General features: G+C 72.4%; 17 protein-coding genes. 9 read left to right on the top strand and 8 right to left on the bottom strand.

Annotation, left to right across the window (positions count from 1 at the left end):
• The first annotated feature begins 178 nt into the window (after positions 1-178).
• Positions 179-415, top strand: a complete 237-nt coding sequence (locus Q8R60_17205; protein MDP3714214.1) for a hypothetical protein — start codon at positions 179-181, stop codon at positions 413-415.
• Complete coding sequence (locus tag Q8R60_17200; GenBank protein ID MDP3714213.1) at positions 412-813, top strand: type II toxin-antitoxin system VapC family toxin; 402 nt, start codon at positions 412-414, stop codon at positions 811-813. The genes Q8R60_17205 and Q8R60_17200 overlap by 4 nt, the downstream gene beginning before the upstream one ends.
• A 7-nt stretch (positions 814-820) precedes the next feature.
• On the opposite strand, the gene Q8R60_17195 is transcribed toward Q8R60_17200, so the two are convergent.
• Genes Q8R60_17195 through Q8R60_17170 form a run of 6 tightly spaced genes read right to left on the bottom strand, consistent with a single transcriptional unit; the run spans position 821 to position 6,875 of the window.
• Positions 821-1,948, bottom strand: a complete 1,128-nt coding sequence (locus Q8R60_17195; GenBank protein ID MDP3714212.1) for a hypothetical protein — start codon at positions 1,946-1,948, stop codon at positions 821-823.
• A gap of 59 nt (positions 1,949-2,007) precedes the next feature.
• Entirely contained in the window at positions 2,008-2,772 is a 765-nt protein-coding gene (locus Q8R60_17190) for a succinate dehydrogenase iron-sulfur subunit (protein MDP3714211.1), read from the bottom strand.
• A complete protein-coding gene (sdhA, locus tag Q8R60_17185) occupies positions 2,772-4,502 on the bottom strand; it encodes a succinate dehydrogenase flavoprotein subunit (protein MDP3714210.1) in 1,731 nt (576 codons plus the stop codon). The genes Q8R60_17190 and sdhA overlap by 1 nt, the downstream gene beginning before the upstream one ends.
• 12 nt (positions 4,503-4,514) lie before the next feature.
• Entirely contained in the window at positions 4,515-4,946 is a 432-nt protein-coding gene (locus tag Q8R60_17180; protein MDP3714209.1) for a succinate dehydrogenase hydrophobic membrane anchor subunit, read from the bottom strand.
• Positions 4,943-5,338, bottom strand: a complete 396-nt coding sequence (gene sdhC, locus Q8R60_17175) for a succinate dehydrogenase, cytochrome b556 subunit (protein ID MDP3714208.1) — start codon at positions 5,336-5,338, stop codon at positions 4,943-4,945. Before sdhC ends, Q8R60_17180 begins: the two co-directional genes overlap by 4 nt.
• Positions 5,339-5,393: 55 nt before the next feature.
• Positions 5,394-6,875 (bottom strand): serine/threonine-protein kinase, encoded by a 1,482-nt coding sequence (locus tag Q8R60_17170; GenBank protein MDP3714207.1) that lies wholly within the window; start codon positions 6,873-6,875, stop codon positions 5,394-5,396.
• A 69-nt stretch (positions 6,876-6,944) separates the two neighbouring features.
• On the opposite strand from Q8R60_17170, the gene Q8R60_17165 reads away from it, so the two are divergent.
• The 3 genes from Q8R60_17165 to Q8R60_17155 are packed head-to-tail and all read left to right on the top strand — an operon-like array spanning position 6,945 to position 9,496.
• The gene (locus Q8R60_17165) at positions 6,945-8,522 is read left to right on the top strand and encodes a methylmalonyl-CoA mutase family protein (GenBank protein MDP3714206.1); all 1,578 of its coding nucleotides are present in this window, start codon (positions 6,945-6,947) and stop codon (positions 8,520-8,522) included.
• 48 nt (positions 8,523-8,570) lie between these two features.
• Positions 8,571-8,744: a hypothetical protein gene (locus Q8R60_17160; GenBank protein ID MDP3714205.1), complete on the top strand. Its 174-nt coding sequence runs from the start codon at positions 8,571-8,573 to the stop codon at positions 8,742-8,744.
• A gap of 32 nt (positions 8,745-8,776) precedes the next feature.
• Positions 8,777-9,496 (top strand): glycerophosphodiester phosphodiesterase, encoded by a 720-nt coding sequence (locus tag Q8R60_17155; GenBank protein ID MDP3714204.1) that lies wholly within the window; start codon positions 8,777-8,779, stop codon positions 9,494-9,496.
• Here Q8R60_17155 and Q8R60_17150 read toward each other — a convergent pair.
• Positions 9,480-11,045, bottom strand: a complete 1,566-nt coding sequence (locus Q8R60_17150) for an amidase family protein (protein ID MDP3714203.1) — start codon at positions 11,043-11,045, stop codon at positions 9,480-9,482. The genes Q8R60_17155 and Q8R60_17150 overlap by 17 nt on opposite strands.
• A gap of 71 nt (positions 11,046-11,116) precedes the next feature.
• Here Q8R60_17150 and Q8R60_17145 point away from each other — a divergent pair, with 71 nt between their 5' ends.
• The 4 genes from Q8R60_17145 (at position 11,117) to Q8R60_17130 (ending at position 14,850) form a co-directional block, all read left to right on the top strand.
• The gene (locus Q8R60_17145) at positions 11,117-12,253 is read left to right on the top strand and encodes a glutamate--cysteine ligase (GenBank protein MDP3714202.1); all 1,137 of its coding nucleotides are present in this window, start codon (positions 11,117-11,119) and stop codon (positions 12,251-12,253) included.
• Positions 12,250-13,419: an amidohydrolase gene (locus tag Q8R60_17140; GenBank protein MDP3714201.1), complete on the top strand. Its 1,170-nt coding sequence runs from the start codon at positions 12,250-12,252 to the stop codon at positions 13,417-13,419. The genes Q8R60_17145 and Q8R60_17140 overlap by 4 nt, the downstream gene beginning before the upstream one ends.
• An 85-nt stretch (positions 13,420-13,504) precedes the next feature.
• Entirely contained in the window at positions 13,505-14,503 is a 999-nt protein-coding gene (locus Q8R60_17135) for an NAD(P)/FAD-dependent oxidoreductase (GenBank protein ID MDP3714200.1), read from the top strand.
• Positions 14,500-14,850 (top strand): ferredoxin family protein, encoded by a 351-nt coding sequence (locus Q8R60_17130; protein MDP3714199.1) that lies wholly within the window; start codon positions 14,500-14,502, stop codon positions 14,848-14,850. The genes Q8R60_17135 and Q8R60_17130 overlap by 4 nt, the downstream gene beginning before the upstream one ends.
• Before the next feature lie 170 nt (positions 14,851-15,020).
• On the opposite strand, the gene Q8R60_17125 is transcribed toward Q8R60_17130, so the two are convergent.
• Complete coding sequence (locus Q8R60_17125) at positions 15,021-15,938, bottom strand: SDR family NAD(P)-dependent oxidoreductase (protein ID MDP3714198.1); 918 nt, start codon at positions 15,936-15,938, stop codon at positions 15,021-15,023.
• Positions 15,939-16,073: the final 135 nt, after the last annotated feature.

Raw genomic sequence — 16,073 nt, 5'->3', positions numbered from 1 at the left:
CTCCGCCGGGCCGTCGCCCGCGGCGCAGCAGGCCGTCCGCACCGCCGCGAGCGCCGGCGCGGGCGCCCTCGGCGTACTCCTGCTGGTGGTTCTCGCCCACGCCCTAGGCACCCTGCGCCGGCTGGCACGTCGTTAACGGGTGCTTGCAGATCAGCAGCACAGCCCGCACAATGACAGCATGGCGAAGTCGATCACGATCAGGGATGTCCCAGACGCCACGAGCGCGGAGCTCTCGGCACGCGCTGCCCTGACGGGACGCTCGCTCCAGGAGTACCTGCGCGGGCATCTGGTCGCGCTGGCTGAGACGCCCGACCCTGAGGTGTGGGTCGCGCGCTTGCGCGCGCGCAAGCTCGCCACGGGCGGTGGGATCGACGTGGCGACGATCCTCGAGCACCGCGACGCCGACCGGACGTGACCCTCGTCGTCGACGCGTCTGTGGTGGTCGCCGCGCTGCTGGACTCCGGGCCGACCGGAGCCTGGGCTGAGGACCTCCTGGCCGGCGGTGGGCTGGCTGCACCGCACGTCATGCAGGTCGAGGCTGCCAACGTGCTCCGACGCGCTGCGCTGTCAGGCGACGTGCCCGCCGCCGTGGCGTCGCTGGCGCACGAGGAGCTCCTCGCCCTGCGAGTAGACCTGTTCCCCTACCCGTCGACGGCCGCACGGGTATGGGAGCTGCGGGCGAACGTCACGGCGTACGACGCCTGCTACGTCGCGGTCGCGGAGCTGCTCGGGGCGGACCTCGCCACGCTCGACCGACGGCTGGCCCAGGCGTCCGGCCCGCGGTGCGGCTTCGTACTGCACGGTGAGGGATGACGCGGGATCAGAGCGGCAGGTCGAGGCGGTAGCGGCTGCGCGAGCGCCGCCGGGTGCGGCGACGCGCGACCAAGCCGCTCAGCAGGACCGCACCCGCGGCGCTCGCTGCGAGCGGCAGGGACGACCCGTCGGGGGGCGCGGTCGGTCGCTCGGTGCTCGCGAAGGTCGCGCGCGCCCGGTCGCCGCCGTCCGCGGGCTTCTCCGGCAGGACCGGGTCGACGAGCTCGCCCACCGGTGGCAGCCCCGCGGCGCTCGCCGCGAAGCCCCAGTCGAGCAGGGCCGCAGCCTCCGCCCAGACCCGCGGGTCGGCCTTGAGCAGCGTGACGACGAGCCGTCGGCCGTCGCGCTCGGCCGCCCCGACGAAGCTGGCCCGCGCCTTCACGGTGTAGCCGTTCTTGATGCCGAGCGCGCCGTCGTAGTTCCTGATCAGCTTGTTCTTCGTGTAGGTCTCGATGCGCTTGCCGCCGGGGCCGCTCACCGAGGACTTCCGGGTCGCGACGTAGCGCGCGAAGGCCGGGATCGACATGCCCTCACGGGCGATCAGGGCGAGGTCGTACGCCGAGGTCAGCTGGCCGTCGGCGTCGAGGCCGCTCGCGTTGACGGCATGGGTGTCGAGGGCCTGCAGGCGGCGCGCCTCGTCGTTCATGAGTGCGGCCGTGACGGAGTAGCCGCCGGCGGCCGTCGCGAGGGCGTTGGCGGCGTCGTTGCCCGACACCATCAGCAGCGCCTCGAACAGCTCGGTGGCGGGGTAGGCCACCCGGTCGACGAGGCCGACCTTGCTGCCCTCGACGTTGACGTCGTCGAAGGTCGGGACGATCCGGCGGCCCGGGTCGATGCGCGGGATGAGCGTGACCGCGGTGAGCGTCTTGAGGGTGCTGGCCGGGGCGTAGCGCCCGTGGGCGTCGTGGGCGGCGAGCACGTCGCCGCTGTCGAGGTCGGCGACCAGCCAGCCCTGGGCGGTGATGCCGGTGGGGAAGGCGGGGGCACCGGGGGTGACCGCGGTGCCCTGCGCGGCCATCAGCGGGCCGCCGATCGCGTCTGCGGTCTCGGCAGCGGCAGGGGTCACGCCCAGCAGCAGCGCGCCCAGGACCGCGGCAGCAGGCAGGGCCGCCCGTAGGCGTCGGGGGGTCCGCATGGTGCCGACGAGGCTACCGGAGGGTGTTTCGTCCGGTTCGCAGGCGCGGGCGTGTCCCGTCAGACGCGGCGGAAGATCAAGGCGCGCTTGACCTCCTGGATCGCCTTGGTGACCTCGATGCCGCGCGGGCAGGCGTCGGTGCAGTTGAAGGTCGTCCGGCAGCGCCAGACGCCCTCCTTCTCGTTGAGGATCTCCAGCCGCTCGTCGGCCCCGGTGTCGCGGCTGTCGAAGATGAAGCGGTGGGCCATGACGATGGCCTGCGGGCCGAAGTAGCTCTCGTCGTTCCAGAAGACCGGGCACGACGTGGTGCAGGCGGCGCACATGATGCACTTGGTGGTGTCGTCGAAGCGCGCGCGGTCCTCGGCGCTCTGCAGGCGCTCGCGGGTGGGCTCGCGGTCGTCGGCGATGAGGAAGGGCTTGATCGAGCGGAACGCCTCGAAGAACGGCTCCATGTCGACGACGAGGTCCTTGAGGACCGGCAGCCCCTTGATGGGCTCGACCAGGACCTCTCCGCCGTCGGCGCGGACCAGGTCCTTGACCAGCACCTTGCACGCCAGTCGGTTGACGCCGTTGATGCGCATCGCGTCGGAGCCGCAGACGCCGTGCGCGCAGGAGCGGCGGAAGGTCAGCGAGCCGTCCTGGTACCACTTGATGTGGTGCAGGGCGTCGAGCAGGCGGTCACCCTTCTCGACAGGAACCTCGAAGGACTGCCAGTTGGCCTCCGGGTCGACCTCGGGGTCGAAGCGGCGGACCTTCACGACGATGGTCCTCGGGTGCCCGTCGATCACGGCGGGCGGCGGAGCGAGGTCGGTGACGGCAGTCATCAGTACTTGCGCTCCATCGGCATGTAGCGGGTCTGGACGACCGGCTTGTAGTCCAGGCGGATCTCGGATCCCTCCTGGTACGCCATCGTGTGGCGCATGAAGTTGACGTCGTCGCGGTGCGGGTAGTCCTCGCGGAAGTGGCCGCCGCGCGACTCGTTACGGGCCTTGGCGGAGACCACGAGGACCTCGGCGAGGTCGAGCAGGAAGCCCAGCTCGACGGCCTCGAGGAGCTCGGTGTTGTAGCGCTTGCCGCGGTCGGAGACGCCGACCCGGGTGTAGCGGTCCTTGAGCGCCGCGATGTCGAGCTCGGCCTGCTTGAGGGTCGCCTCGGTGCGGTAGACCGACGCGTTGGTGTCCATCGACTCCTGCAGCGCCTTGCGGATGTCGGCGACGGTCTCGGTGCCGCTGCCGTCCTGGAGCTTCGCGAGCATCGCGACGACGTCGCGCTCCGGGGACTCCGGCAGCTCGACGTAGTCGTGCGTCGTGGCGTAGTCGGCGGCGGAGATGCCCCCGCGCCGGCCGAAGACGTTGATGTCGAGCAGCGAGTTGGTGCCGAGGCGGTTGGCGCCGTGGACCGACACGCACGCGACCTCGCCGGCGGCGAACAGGCCCGGGACGACGTCGGTGTTGTTGCGCAGCACCTGCGCGTCGACGTTGGTCGGCACGCCACCCATCGCGTAGTGGGCCGTGGGCTGGATCGGGATCGGGTCGGTGTAGGGCTCGATGCCGAGGTAGGTGCGCGCGAACTCCGTGATGTCCGGGAGCTTGGCGTCGAGCTGCTCCGGCGGCAGGTGCGTCAGGTCCAGGAAGACGTGGTCGCCCGCCGGCCCGCAGCCACGGCCCTGCCGGATCTCGGTGTAGATGGCGCGGGCGACCATGTCGCGCGGCGCGAGGTCCTTGATGGTGGGGGCGTAGCGCTCCATGAAGCGCTCGCCGTCCTTGTTGCGCAGGATGCCGCCCTCGCCGCGGGCACCCTCGGTGAGCAGGATGCCCATCTTCCAGATGCCCGTCGGGTGGAACTGGTAGAACTCCATGTCCTCGAGCGGCAGGCCCTTGCGCAAGACGATGCCCATGCCGTCGCCGGTGAGGGTGTGCGCGTTGGACGTGACCTTGAAGACCTTGCCGAAGCCGCCGCTCGCGAAGAGCACCGACTTGGCCTGGAAGACGTGGATCTCGCCGGTCGCGAGCTCGTAGGCGACGACGCCGGCGGTGCGGCCCTCGTTGAGGACGAGGTCGAGGACGTAGAACTCGTTGAAGAAGTCGATCTCCTCCTTGACGCACTGCTGGTAGAGCGTCTGGAGGATCATGTGGCCGGTGCGGTCCGCCGCGAAGCAGGACCGGCGCACGGCCGCCTCGCCGTGGTTGCGGGTGTGCCCGCCGAAGCGGCGCTGGTCGATGCGGCCCTCAGGGGTGCGGTTGAAGGGCAGGCCCATCTTCTCGAGGTCGAGGACCGCGTCGATGGCCTCCTTGCACATCACCTCGGCGGCGTCCTGGTCGACGAGGTAGTCGCCGCCCTTGACGGTGTCGAAGGTGTGCCACTCCCAGTTGTCCTCCTCGACGTTGGCGAGGGCGGCGCACATGCCGCCCTGGGCCGCGCCGGTGTGGGAGCGCGTCGGGTAGAGCTTGGTGAGCACGGCGGTCTTGGACCGCTTCCCCGCCTCGAGCGCGGCGCGCATGCCCGCCCCGCCCGCGCCGACGATGACCGTGTCGTACTTGTGGACCTGCACCATCGGTCGATGCTCCTAGCTGATGGTCGGGTCGAAGGTGAAGATGACGACGGTGCCGAGCAGCAGGATGAGGAAGCTCGAGACGTAGAGGAGCATCTTCAGCCAGAAGCGCGTGGTGTCGCGCTCGGCGTAGTCGTTGATGATGACGCGCAGGCCGTTGGTGCCGTGCAGCATCGCGAGCCACAGCTGCGCGAGGTCCCAGGTGCGCCAGAACGGCGACGCCCAGCGGCCCGCGACGAAGCTGAAGTTGATGCGCTGCACGCCTCCGTCGAGGATGTTCATGATCAGCAGGTGGCCGAGCACGAGGACGACGAGCAGCAGCCCGGACATCCGCATGAAGATCCAGCTGTACATCTCGAAGTTGGTGCCTGAGCCCTTGCGCACCGGCCGCCGGCGGCGCGGGCGAGGGGCCTCGATCACGACGGGCGTCTCGGCGGTGGCGGTCATGACGGCGACCCGAACATGGCCTCGACCGTGTGCTTCACCATGTAGTAGGTCCCGGGGATCATCACGAACGTGACCGTGCCGACCACGGCGTAGGTCATCTGCTTCTGGTAGCGCGGACCCTTCTCCCAGAAGTCGATCGCCATCACGCGCAGGCCGTTGAGCGCGTGGTAGAGCACCGCGCCGACGAGACCGACCTCCATGAGGTTGACGATCGGCGTCTTGTAGGTGTCCATGATGCGGTCGTAGGCGTCGGGGGAGACCCGCACCAGCGCGGTGTCGAGCACGTGGGCGAAGAGGAAGAAGAAGATGAGGACGCCGGTGACGCGGTGCGCGACCCAGGACCACATCCCCTCGCGCCCCCGGTAGAGGGTGCCTGCGGGTGCCTTGGCCATGGACCGATGCTAACGACGGGGAAACGGAGCGGCACCCCGAGGCGTGTGGGATCGGTCACGCCGGCCGGAACGACGCGGCGATCCGCTCGAACGTCGGCAGGCTGGCGGCGAAGTCCGCGGCGCCGGTCTGCCAGTAGAGCGCGTAGCCGGTGCCGTCGACGACGAAGCCCCGGTCGAGGGTGCGCAGGTCCGCGCCGCCGTCGCGGAACGTGAACTCCCAGTCGGCGGCGTCCCAGCCCCGGTAGTCCACCGGCTCGATCCGGACCCGGGAGTACGACGGGAAGGCCCGCCGGAAGCCGATCTCCTGCTGCTCCCACGCGGCCGCGGGGTCGGTGCCCGGCGTGTCGGTGGTGTCGACGCGCAGGGTCCAGCGGCGCGACTCGTCGCGGATCTGGCGCAGCCCTCTGCGCTCGCTCACGACCCAGCCCTTCGGGTGGCGCACCGACCAGCCGGCGCCCGGCTCGGTGTGGGTCGCCCAGTCCGCCGGGACGGTGACGCCCTCGGCCCCGGTGCCGGGGGCGCCGCTGTCGTCCCGGGTCAGCGCGTAGGTGCCGCCGGCGGCGAGGGCGGTGACGAGCAGCAGGGCCGGCCCGGCGACCCGGGCCCGGCCGCGGCGGGGACGGGCCGCGGCGGCGCGGACGTCGACCAGGGGCAGGGCCTGGGTGCCCTCGGTGCGTCGCTCGGCGGCCGGCTGCGGCTGGGCGAGCAGGGTGGCGTCGCTGCCCTGCGCGACGGCGGTCAGGGCCGCGGTCGCCGCGGCCGCGTCCAGGCGGAGCGCGGGGTCCTTCTCCAGCAGCCCCTCGAGGACCTCGCGCAGCGGTCCTGCGGCGACGAAGGGGGCGTGGTCGCCCGTGACGACGGCCGTCACGGTCAGCAGGGGCTCGCCGCCGTCGAAGGGCGGGCGGCCCTCGACCGCGGTGAACAGCGTCGCCCCGAGCGACCACAGGTCGGACTCCGGGCCCGGGGCCTGCCCGCGGGCGCGCTCGGGGGCGATGTAGGACGGCGAGCCGAGGATCAGCCCGGTGTGGGTGATGGAGGAGTCACCGGTCGAGGTCGCGATCCCGAAGTCGGTGAGCACGACCCGGCCGTCGTCGCGGACGAGCACGTTGCCGGGCTTCACGTCGCGGTGCACGATCCCGACCGCGTGGGCGGCCTGCAGCGCCCCGAGCACGGCCAGCCCGACCTCGGCGGTGCGCCGCGGGCTGAGCGGTCCGTCGGTGCGCACGACGTCGGACAGGGTGCGCGCCTCGACGAGCTCCATCACGAGGTAGGGCCGGTCGTCGTCCTCGACCACGTCGTAGACGGTGACGGCGCTGGGGTGGTCGAGCTGGGCGGCGGAGCGGGCCTCGCGGCGGGTGCGCTCGCGCAGCACGTCGCGCTCGTCGTCGCTCACCCCGTGCGGCGGCGCGACCTCCTTGACGGCGACCTCGCGGTCGAGCACGAGGTCCTGCGCGCGCCAGACGGTGCCCATGCCGCCGGAGCCCAGCGGCTCGAGCAGCCGGTAGCGCCCGCCGACCGTGCGGTCAGTGGTGTCCACCCCTGCCCCCTACCCCGTGCGGGCCGCGGCCTAGCATCCGCGCAGGGTCCGAGTGAGGAGAGCCACGTCATGGCGCGTCAGTCCGAGTCCGGCTTCGAGATCAAGCCCCTCTACGGGCCGGAGGACGTCGCACCCGGCCTGCCCGACCGGCTCGGCGCCCCCGGCGACTTCCCCTACACGCGTGGCGTCTACCCGTCGATGTACACCGGGCGCCCCTGGACCATGCGGCAGTACGCCGGTTTCGGCACCGCGAAGGAGTCCAACGAGCGCTACCGCCACCTCGTGGCGCAGGGCACCGGCGGCCTGTCGGTGGCCTTCGACCTGCCGACCCAGATGGGCTACGACTCCGACGACCCGGTGGCCTCCGGGGAGGTCGGCAAGGTCGGCGTCGCGATCGACTCGCTCGAGGACATGCGGGTGCTGTTCGACGCGATCCCGCTCGGCGAGGTCAGCACCTCGATGACCATCAACGCCCCGGCGGCCGTCCTGCTGCTGATGTACCAGCTGGTCGCGGAGGAGAACGGCGTCGCGAGCACCGCGATCACCGGCACCATCCAGAACGACGTGCTCAAGGAGTACATCGCCCGCGGGACCTACATCTACCCGCCGCAGCAGTCGCTGCGGCTCATCACCGACATCTTCAGCTACTGCCGCACCGAGATCCCGAAGTGGAACACCATCTCGATCTCCGGCTACCACATGGCCGAGGCCGGGGCGACGCCCACGCAGGAGATCGCCTTCACCCTCGCCAACGGCATCGAGTACGTCCGGGCGGCTGTCGCGTCGGGCCAGGACGTCGACGACTTCGCGCCCCGACTCGCCTTCTTCTTCGTCTCGCGCACGACCCTGCTCGAGGAGGTCGCGAAGTTCCGCGCGGCCCGTCGCATCTGGGCCCAGGTCATGCGTGACGAGTTCGGCGCCAAGGACCCGAAGTCGCTGATGCTGCGCTTCCACACCCAGACCGCCGGCGTGCAGCTCACCGCGCAGCAGCCCGAGGTCAACCTCGTGCGGGTCGCGATCCAGGGCCTCGCCGCGGTCCTCGGCGGGACCCAGTCGCTGCACACCAACTCCTTCGACGAGGCGATCGCGCTCCCGACGGTGAAGGCCGCGACGCTGGCGCTGCGCACCCAGCAGGTGCTCGCCTACGAGACCGACGTCACCGCGACCGTCGACCCGTTCGCCGGCTCCTACGTCGTCGAGGCGATGACCGACGAGGTCGAGGCCGGTGCCCGCGCGCTGATGGCGCAGGTCGAGGACCTCGGCGGGGCGGTCGCGGCGATCGAGCGCGGCTACCAGAAGAGCGAGATCGAGAAGAGCGCGTACGACGTCGCCATGGGCATCGACTCCGGCGAGCGCGTCGTCGTCGGGCTCAACCGCTACCAGGCGGCGTCCGAGGAGCGCTACGACCCGCTGCGGGTCGACCCGCAGATCGAGCACGACCAGCGGGCCCGGCTCGCCGACCTGCGCGCGCGGCGCGACTCCGGTGCCGTCGACAAGGCACTCGCGGACCTCAAGGCCGCCGCTCAGGGCAGCGACAACGTGCTCTACCCGCTGCGTGAGGCGCTGCGCTCGCTCGCCACCGTCGGGGAGGTCTGCGGGGCGCTCCGCGAGGTCTGGGGCGTCTACACCCCGCAGGAGTTCTTCTAGACTGACCGGGTCGGGGGGGACGACGGGGGGCCGTCACCCTGGAGAGCTGTGCAGACGATCTTCGTCCTGACCCTGCTGCTCGTGGTCGCCGCCGCACTGGCCGTCCCGATGATCCGCAAGCGCAACGTCCTCGGCGAGGTCGACCGCTTCCAGCACGCCCGGTCGCTGACGACCTCCTGGAGCGACGACCCGCCAGCGCAGCGCCCGGCCCCCGAGGAGTAGGTCCCGCTGCCCGCGCGTGACAGGCTGGCGCGGTGGAGGCCGGCCGGGTCGAGCGACCCCTGGGGTTCGCGCACCGCGGCGCCCGCGCGGACGCCCGCGAGAACACCCTCGAGGCCTTCCGGCTCGCCGTCTCGCTGGGTGCCACCGGCATCGAGAGCGACGTCTGGCTGACCGCTGACGGACGCGCTGCGCTGCACCACGGGCCGGCCGTGCGGCTGCGCCGGGGCGGTGCGCGCCAGGCCATCACCAGCCTGGCGGCGGCGCGGCTCCCGTCGTACGTGCCCCTGCTCGACGACCTCTACGCCGCCTGCGGCGTCGACCTCGACTTGTCGCTCGACCTCAAGGACGGCCGCTCCGCCGAGGCCGTCCTGGCCGTCGCGCGGGCCGCGGGGCACGACCGCTCCCGGCTGTGGCTGTGTGCCCGCGGCCTCGAGCCGCTCGCCTGGCGCGGGCTCGACCCCGACGTGCGGCTGGTGAGCGACACCCGCCGGCTGCACGTGCGCGAGCACGGCTGGCCGGCCTTCCTCGACCAGGTCCGCACCGGTGGGGGAGCCGCGGTCAACCTGCGGCGCCGGCACTGGACCCGCGCGCTCGTCGACCACGTCCACGAGCACGGGCTGCTGGCTTTCGCGTGGGACGTGCAGTCGACGCGCCGCCTGCAGCGCCTGCTCGCGCTCGGCTGCGACGCGGTCTACAGCGACCACGTCCGCCGGCTCGTCCCCGCCCTGCAGGGGGTCAGCAGCCGGGGATGATCTCGTCGTTGACGCGGGTCGGCGGGACCCGCTTGCGGCTGGCCCGCTCGTAGGCGGACGCGTAGCCGACCAGCGCGCGGTCGGCGTAGCGGCTGCCCAGGAAGGACAGGCCGACCGGGTCCTCGTCGTTGACGAGCCCGGCGGGGACGATGACGGTGGGGTAGCCGGCCGACGCCCCGACGTTGGCGTAGGCCGGCCCGTGCACGACGACGGCGTCGAGGTCGTCGGCTTCCAGCGCCCGGTCGATGACCTCGCCCATCGCGGTCCGCAGTCCGAGCGACCCGGCCTGGGCGAGCTCGCGCACGCCCGGCTGCGCCGCGCTCGCGATCAGCAGGCGCTGGCCGTACTTCACCTTGTCGGGGAACTGCTGGTTGTAGGCGACGACGTCGACGAGGCTGCGCACGCCGCTCTTGGGCGTCGGGATCGCGGTCGTGAGGTAGGCGTCGAGGTGAGCCTTGAAGTCGTTGGGGATCAGGCCGATCTCGGCGATGCCGAGCTGCCCGAGGTCCTCGAGCTCCTCGGTCTCGACGAGCACGGCGCCCTGGGCGCGCAGCGTGTCGAGGGCGGCGTCGTAGACCTCGCGCGCTGGCCCCCCGAGGCCGTCGCGGCGCTGCGCGCTGAAGCCGAGCCGGACCCCGTTGAGCGAGCCGGTGCGGGCGGCGGCCGCGAAGTCGACGCCGGCCGGTGCGTCGGAGGTCGCGTTGTCGGCGGCGTCGGGTCCGGCCACGGCGGTGAGCAGCGCGGCCGCGTCGGCCACGGTGCGCGTCATCGGTCCGGCGGTGTCGAAGCCCTCGGCGAGCGGGATGACGCCGCTGCGGCTGACCAGGCCACGGGTCGGCTTGATGCCGACCAGGCCGTTGACGCTCGCCGGCGACAGGATCGAGCCGGAGGTCTCCGAGCCGAAGGTGCCGGTGGCGAAGGCCATCGAGCCGGCGACCCCGGAGCCCGAGGACGAGCCGAGCGGGTCGCCGAAGTCGTACGCCGACAGCACCTGCCCGCCCAGGCTGGAGTAGCCGTTGGGCATCGACAGGTCCACCCAGTTGGCCCACTCCGACAGGTTGGCCTTACCGAGCACGATCGCGCCCGCGGCGCGCAGGCGGGCGACCACGGTCGAGTCCTGGAAGGGCACCGACCCCTCGAGCGCGATGGAGCCGGCCGTCGTCGGCAGGTCCTTGGTGCCGATGTTGTCCTTGAGCAGCAGCGGGATGCCGTGCAGCGGGCCGCGGACCTTGCCCGCACGGCGCTCGGCGTCGAGACGGGCGGCCTCGGCGCGGGCCTTCGGGTGCAGGGCGCGGATGCTGTTGGTCTTGGCGTCGTAGGCCTTGATGCGGGCGAGGTAGGCGTCGACGAGCCGCACGCTGGTGAGGCGGCCGGCGCGCATCGCGGCCTGCAGGTCCGCGGCGGTGGCGGTCTGCAGGTCGAGCCCGGCGACCTTCGCGCGGGTGTCGCAGGCGGGCGACCCGGCGAAGCGGGGCGCGGCCTCGGAGGGGATGGCGGTGACGGTGAGGAGCAGGCCGGCGACCAGGGGCAGGAGTCGGGTGGTGCGCATGGGAGAGGGGTTCGCCACGGGCAGGCCAGGTCCCTGCTGGGTAGGGTCGTGGACGCCAGCCTGGAGGCCACGTGCAGATCCCCTTCGAGTCGTCCCCGACGTCGAGCCTCGGCGTGGAGTGGGAGCTCGAGCTCGTCGACCGGGAGACCCGCCAGCTGCGCAGCGGCGCGTCGGAGATCCTCGAGGAACTCGCGCCCGGCGCCGAGCACCCGAAGGCCAAGCACGAGCTGCTCGAGTCGACCGTCGAGGTCATCACCGGCGTGTGCACCACCGTCGCCGAGGCGGTGGCCGACCTGGCTGCCACCGTCGAGGAGGTCCGGGTCGCGGCCGACCGGCGCGGGCTCGGGCTGATGTGCTCGGGCACGCACCCGATGACCGACTGGCAGACGCAGCAGATCAGCCCGTCGCCGCGCTACGCCAAGCTCATCGACGACATGCAGTGGCTCGCCCGCCGCCTCCAGATCTTCGGCGTCCACGTCCACGTCGGGGTGCGCTCGCCCGACAAGGTCATCCCCATCGTCAACGCCCTGACGGCCTACATCCCGCACCTGCTCGCGCTGTCGGCGAGCAGCCCCTTCTGGGTCGGCTCCGACACCGGGCTCGCGTCGAGCCGTTCGAAGGTCTTCGAGAACCTCCCGACGGCGGGTCTGCCCTACCAGCTGTCGGGCTGGCCGGAGTTCGAGTCCTACATGGAGACGCTGATCGCCACCGGGACGATCGGCTCCATCAAGGAGGTGTGGTGGGACATCCGCCCGCACCCCGACTTCGGCACCGTCGAGCTGCGGATCTGCGACGGCCTGCCCACTGTTCGCGAGGTCGCGATGGTGGCGGCGATCTCCCAGTGCCTCGTCGACACCCTCGACCGCGAGATCGACAAGGGCTACACCCTGCCCACTCCGAAGGGCTGGGTCGTGAAGGAGAACAAGTGGCGGGCCGCCCGCTACGGCATGGACGCGGAGATCATCGTGGCCGACGACCACCGCACGATGCCGGTGCGTGAGGCCGTGACCGACCTCGTGCACGAGCTGCGACCGGCCGCGGAGCGGCTCGGCTGCCTCGACGAGCTCGGCTACGCCCTCGAGGTCGTGGAGCACGGCGCGAGCTACGAGCGCCAGCGCGCGGTGGCGGCGGCCCACGGCGGGGACCTCACCGCGGTCGTCGACAGCCTGCTCGCGGAGTTCGCCGCAGGCAGGCCGGTGCTGCCGTGAAGGACCTCGCGGCGGCGTGGCTCGCGGAGCACGAGCCCTCGCTGGTCGCCTTCCGGCGCCATCTGCACCAGCGCCCCGAGCTCGGTCGCCACGAGCACGAGACGACGCGCGCGCTGTGCGAGCGGCTCGCCGCGGCGGGGCTGTCGCCGAAGGTCCTTGCGGTCGGCACCGGCCTGGTCTGCGACATCGGACCCGCCGACGGGCCGGTCGTCGTGCTGCGGGCCGACATCGACGCGCTCCCGCTGCCGGACGAGAAGGACGTGCCCTACCGCTCGCACGTCCCCGGTGTGAGCCACGCCTGCGGCCACGACGTGCACACCGCGGTCGTGCTGGGCGCCGGGCTGGTGCTTGCCGGGATGGACCTGCCCGGTCGGGTCCGCCTGGTCTTCCAGCCCGCCGAGGAGCTGATGCCCGGCGGCGCCCTCGACGTCCTCGCCGAGGGCTGCCTCGACGGTGTCTCGTCGGTCTTCGGCCTGCACTGCGACCCGGCGCTCGAGGTCGGGCGGGTGGGCCTGAAGAGCGGCCCGATCACCGCGGCCGCCGACACCCTCGAGGTGGTGCTCACCGGGCCGGGCGGTCACACCAGCCGGCCGCACAACACCGTCGACCTCGTCCACGCTCTCGCCACCGTCGCGACCGGGCTGCCCGACGCGCTGTCGCGCCTGGTCGACCCGCGTGCCGGGATGTGCGTCGTCTGGGGCACCGTCTCGGCAGGCACGGCCCGCAACGCGATCCCGCGCGAGGGTCGGCTCGCCGGCACGCTGCGGGTGCTCGACAAGGGGGCCTGGGCGGACGCCCCCGACCTCGTCCGCCGCGTCGTCGACGGGCTCGTCTCGCCGTACGGCGCCCGGGCGACCGTCAGCTACGAGCGCGGGGTGCCGCCGGTGGTCAACGACCCGTCGGCTGTCGCGTTGCTCACCGCCGCGGCGACCACGGCGCTCGGCCCCGGCGCTGCGGTCCCGACCCTGCAGTCGCTCGGCGGCGAGGACTTCGCGTGGTACCTCGACGACGTGCCGGGGGCGATGGCGCGGCTCGGGGTGAAGGCGCCCGGGGAGTCGCGCGCGCTCGACCTGCACCAGGGGCGCTTCGACGTCGACGAGGCGGTCATCGGCGTCGGCGTGCGGCTGCTCGTGGCGACGGCACTCGCGGCGCTGTCCACGGGCTGAGACGGGCCCGGGTCCCGGCGGCTGCGGCGGCGGGCCGTGAGACACTGAACTGCAACGTGTTCTCGTTTGGCGGAGGGGTGACAACGTGAGCGTCGAGGTCGACGTGCTCGTGGTGGGGGCAGGCCCGTCGGGCCTCTACGGCGCCTACTACGCCGGGTTCCGGGGGCTGTCCGTCGCGATCGTCGACGCGCTGCCCGAGGCCGGCGGCCAGGTCACCGCGCTCTACCCGGAGAAGATGATCTACGACATCGCGGGCTTCCCCGCGGTGCGCGGCAAGGACCTCGTCGAGAACCTCGTCAACCAGTGCTCGCCCTTCGCGCCGACCTGGCTGCTGGGGGAGTCCGCGGTCGGCTACTCCGACGAGGGCTCGGCCGTCTCCATCACGCTCGCGTCCGGCACCGTCGTACGTGCCAAGGCTGTGGTGGTGACCGGCGGGATCGGCACCTTCAGCCCGCGCCCGCTGCCGGGCGCCGACCTGTGGGAGGGGCGCGGTCTGGAGTACATCGTCCCGACCTACCTGCCCTACGCCGGCAAGGACGTCGTCGTGGTGGGTGGCGGCGACAGCGCCGTCGACTGGGCGCTGGGCCTCGAGGGAGTGGCCCGCTCGGTGGCGCTGGTGCACCGCCGCGACGAGTTCCGCGCCCACGCCCACTCGGTGAAGCTGCTCAAGGACTCCTCCATCGAGGTCGTCACGCCGGTGTCGCCGGTGGCGCTCAATGGCGGTGACTTCCTCGAGTCGCTGACGGTCCGCGACGTGAAGACCAAGGAGTCGCGCGACCTGCCCGCGCAGGCCGTCGTGGCGGCGCTGGGCTTCACCGCCGACATCAGCGCGCTGGAGTCCTGGGGCCTCGCGACGTCGGACCGTCACCTCGTCGTCGACACCCGGATGCAGACCAACCTGCCGCGCGTCTACGCCGCCGGCGACATCACGGAGTACCCCGGCAAGGTCCGCCTGATCAGCGTCGGCTTCGGGGAGGCTGCGACGGCGGTCAACAACGCCGCTACCGTGATCGACCCCGAGGCCACGGTCTTCCCTGGCCACTCGACGGAGCAGCTGGAGGGCACCCCTGTGAGCGCCGCATGACCTACGTGATCACCACCTCGTGCGTCGACGTGAAGGACATGTCGTGCATCGAGGAGTGCCCCGTCGACTGCATCTACGAGGGCGACCGCAAGCTCTACATCCAGCCGTCGGAGTGCATCGACTGCGGCGCCTGCGAGCCGGTCTGCCCGGTCGACGCGATCTACCCCGACCGTCGGCTGCCCGACGACCGCAAGGACGACCTGTCGGACAACAAGGCCTTCTTCGTCGAGGTGCTCGACGGTCGCGACGGGCCGCTGGGGTCCCCCGGCGGCTCGATGAAGGTCGGCCCGGTCGAGGCCGACACGCCCCGCATCGTGGACTTCGTCAAGCCCGACGACGACGCCTGACCCACCGCTCCCTCACTGCGCTGTGTCATAAGTCCTTAGCGTGGGCCTCTCCTGAGAGCTGATGACGCAGTGCGTCGCCCGCCCCTTGCGTCATAACTCCTGAGCGTGGGCCTCTCCTGAGACCTGATGACGCAGTGGGAGGGAGGCTGGGCCCGGGCGGATCGCCGGGGTCAGGAGACCTCGGCGATCTGCTCCTCGGACCAGAGCCAGAGCTTCTCGGCCTCGTCGGGGCTCATCGCCCAGTCGGCGTAGCCGCCGCTGCCGTCGCCAGGCGTCGGCCCGGCCACCTGGCAGTCCTCGAGGTAGAGCCCGCCGCGGCCCTCGAGCTCCGGTGACGTCGCCGCCCAGACCTGGGTCGCGGCGCCCGCGGAGACCTCCTTGCGGACCAGCGCGCCGGTCGGCATGCTCGCCGCCAGCCGCGTCAGGTCCTCCTCGGTGAGGTGGCGCGACAGCTCGGTGATGATGACGCCGGGGTGCAGCGCGAGGGCGTGCACGCCCCGGTCGGCGAGGCGCTTGTCCAGGCCGACGGTGAACAGCACGTTGGCGGTCTTGGCCTGCGCGTAGGCCCGCCACTTCTCGTACGACGACTCGTCCGCGTAGTGCGGGTCCTGCCAGCGGATCCCGCCCCGCAGGTGCCCCCGCGAGCTGACGTTGACGATGCGCGCGGGCGCGCTCGCGACGAGCAGGTCGGTGAGCAGCTGGGTCAGCAGGAAGTGGCCGAGGTGGTTGGTGCCGAGCTGCAGCTCGAAGCCCTGGGCGGTGCGCATCAGCGGGCAGGCCATGACGCCGGCGTTGTTGACCAGCACGTGCAGCGCGTCGGTCAGCGCCAGGACCTCCTTCGCGCCGGACCGCACGGAGTCGAGGTCGGCGAGGTCGAGGTCGACGAGCTCCACCGGCACGCCCGCGAGGACCTTCTCGGCCTTGGCCCGGTCACGGACCGCGCCGATCACGCGCGCCCCGACGCCCGCGAGCGCCTTCACGGTCTCGACGCCGAGGCCGGCGCTCGCGCCCGTGACGAGCACTGTGCGCCCGGTCAGGTCGATGCCGGCGAGGACCTCGTCGGTGGTGGTGTCGGGACCGAACGCCATGCGGATCTCCTGGGTCGAGGGGGTAGCACAGCCGTCGGGGCCGCCCCGGGGGGCCCCCCCCCCCGGCCCCGACGGCTGTGCTACCCCCTCGACCCAGGAGATCCGCATGGCGTTCGGTCCCGACACCACCACCGA

The sequence above is a fragment of the Mycobacteriales bacterium genome (assembly GCA_030697205.1).
Taxonomy (GTDB): domain Bacteria; phylum Actinomycetota; class Actinomycetes; order Mycobacteriales; family SCTD01; genus JAUYQP01.
Note: the sequence above shows the minus strand (reverse complement) of the source record. Positions and strands in the feature narration are given on the sequence as shown.

What these genes read in the sequence shown, in the direction of transcription:
- Q8R60_17205 (MDP3714214.1), top strand. Translation starts at nt 179, where the DNA reads ATGGCGAAGTCGATCACGATCAGGGATGTCCCAGACGCCACGAGCGCG.
- Q8R60_17195 (MDP3714212.1), bottom strand. Translation starts at nt 1,948, where the DNA reads ATGCGGACCCCCCGACGCCTACGGGCGGCCCTGCCTGCTGCCGCGGTC.
- Q8R60_17190 (MDP3714211.1), bottom strand. Translation starts at nt 2,772, where the DNA reads ATGACTGCCGTCACCGACCTCGCTCCGCCGCCCGCCGTGATCGACGGG.
- sdhA (MDP3714210.1), bottom strand. Translation starts at nt 4,502, where the DNA reads ATGGTGCAGGTCCACAAGTACGACACGGTCATCGTCGGCGCGGGCGGG.
- Q8R60_17180 (MDP3714209.1), bottom strand. Translation starts at nt 4,946, where the DNA reads ATGACCGCCACCGCCGAGACGCCCGTCGTGATCGAGGCCCCTCGCCCG.
- sdhC (MDP3714208.1), bottom strand. Translation starts at nt 5,338, where the DNA reads ATGGCCAAGGCACCCGCAGGCACCCTCTACCGGGGGCGCGAGGGGATG.
- Q8R60_17165 (MDP3714206.1), top strand. Translation starts at nt 6,945, where the DNA reads ATGGCGCGTCAGTCCGAGTCCGGCTTCGAGATCAAGCCCCTCTACGGG.
- Q8R60_17150 (MDP3714203.1), bottom strand. Translation starts at nt 11,045, where the DNA reads ATGCGCACCACCCGACTCCTGCCCCTGGTCGCCGGCCTGCTCCTCACC.
- Q8R60_17130 (MDP3714199.1), top strand. Translation starts at nt 14,500, where the DNA reads ATGACCTACGTGATCACCACCTCGTGCGTCGACGTGAAGGACATGTCG.
- Q8R60_17125 (MDP3714198.1), bottom strand. Translation starts at nt 15,938, where the DNA reads ATGGCGTTCGGTCCCGACACCACCACCGACGAGGTCCTCGCCGGCATC.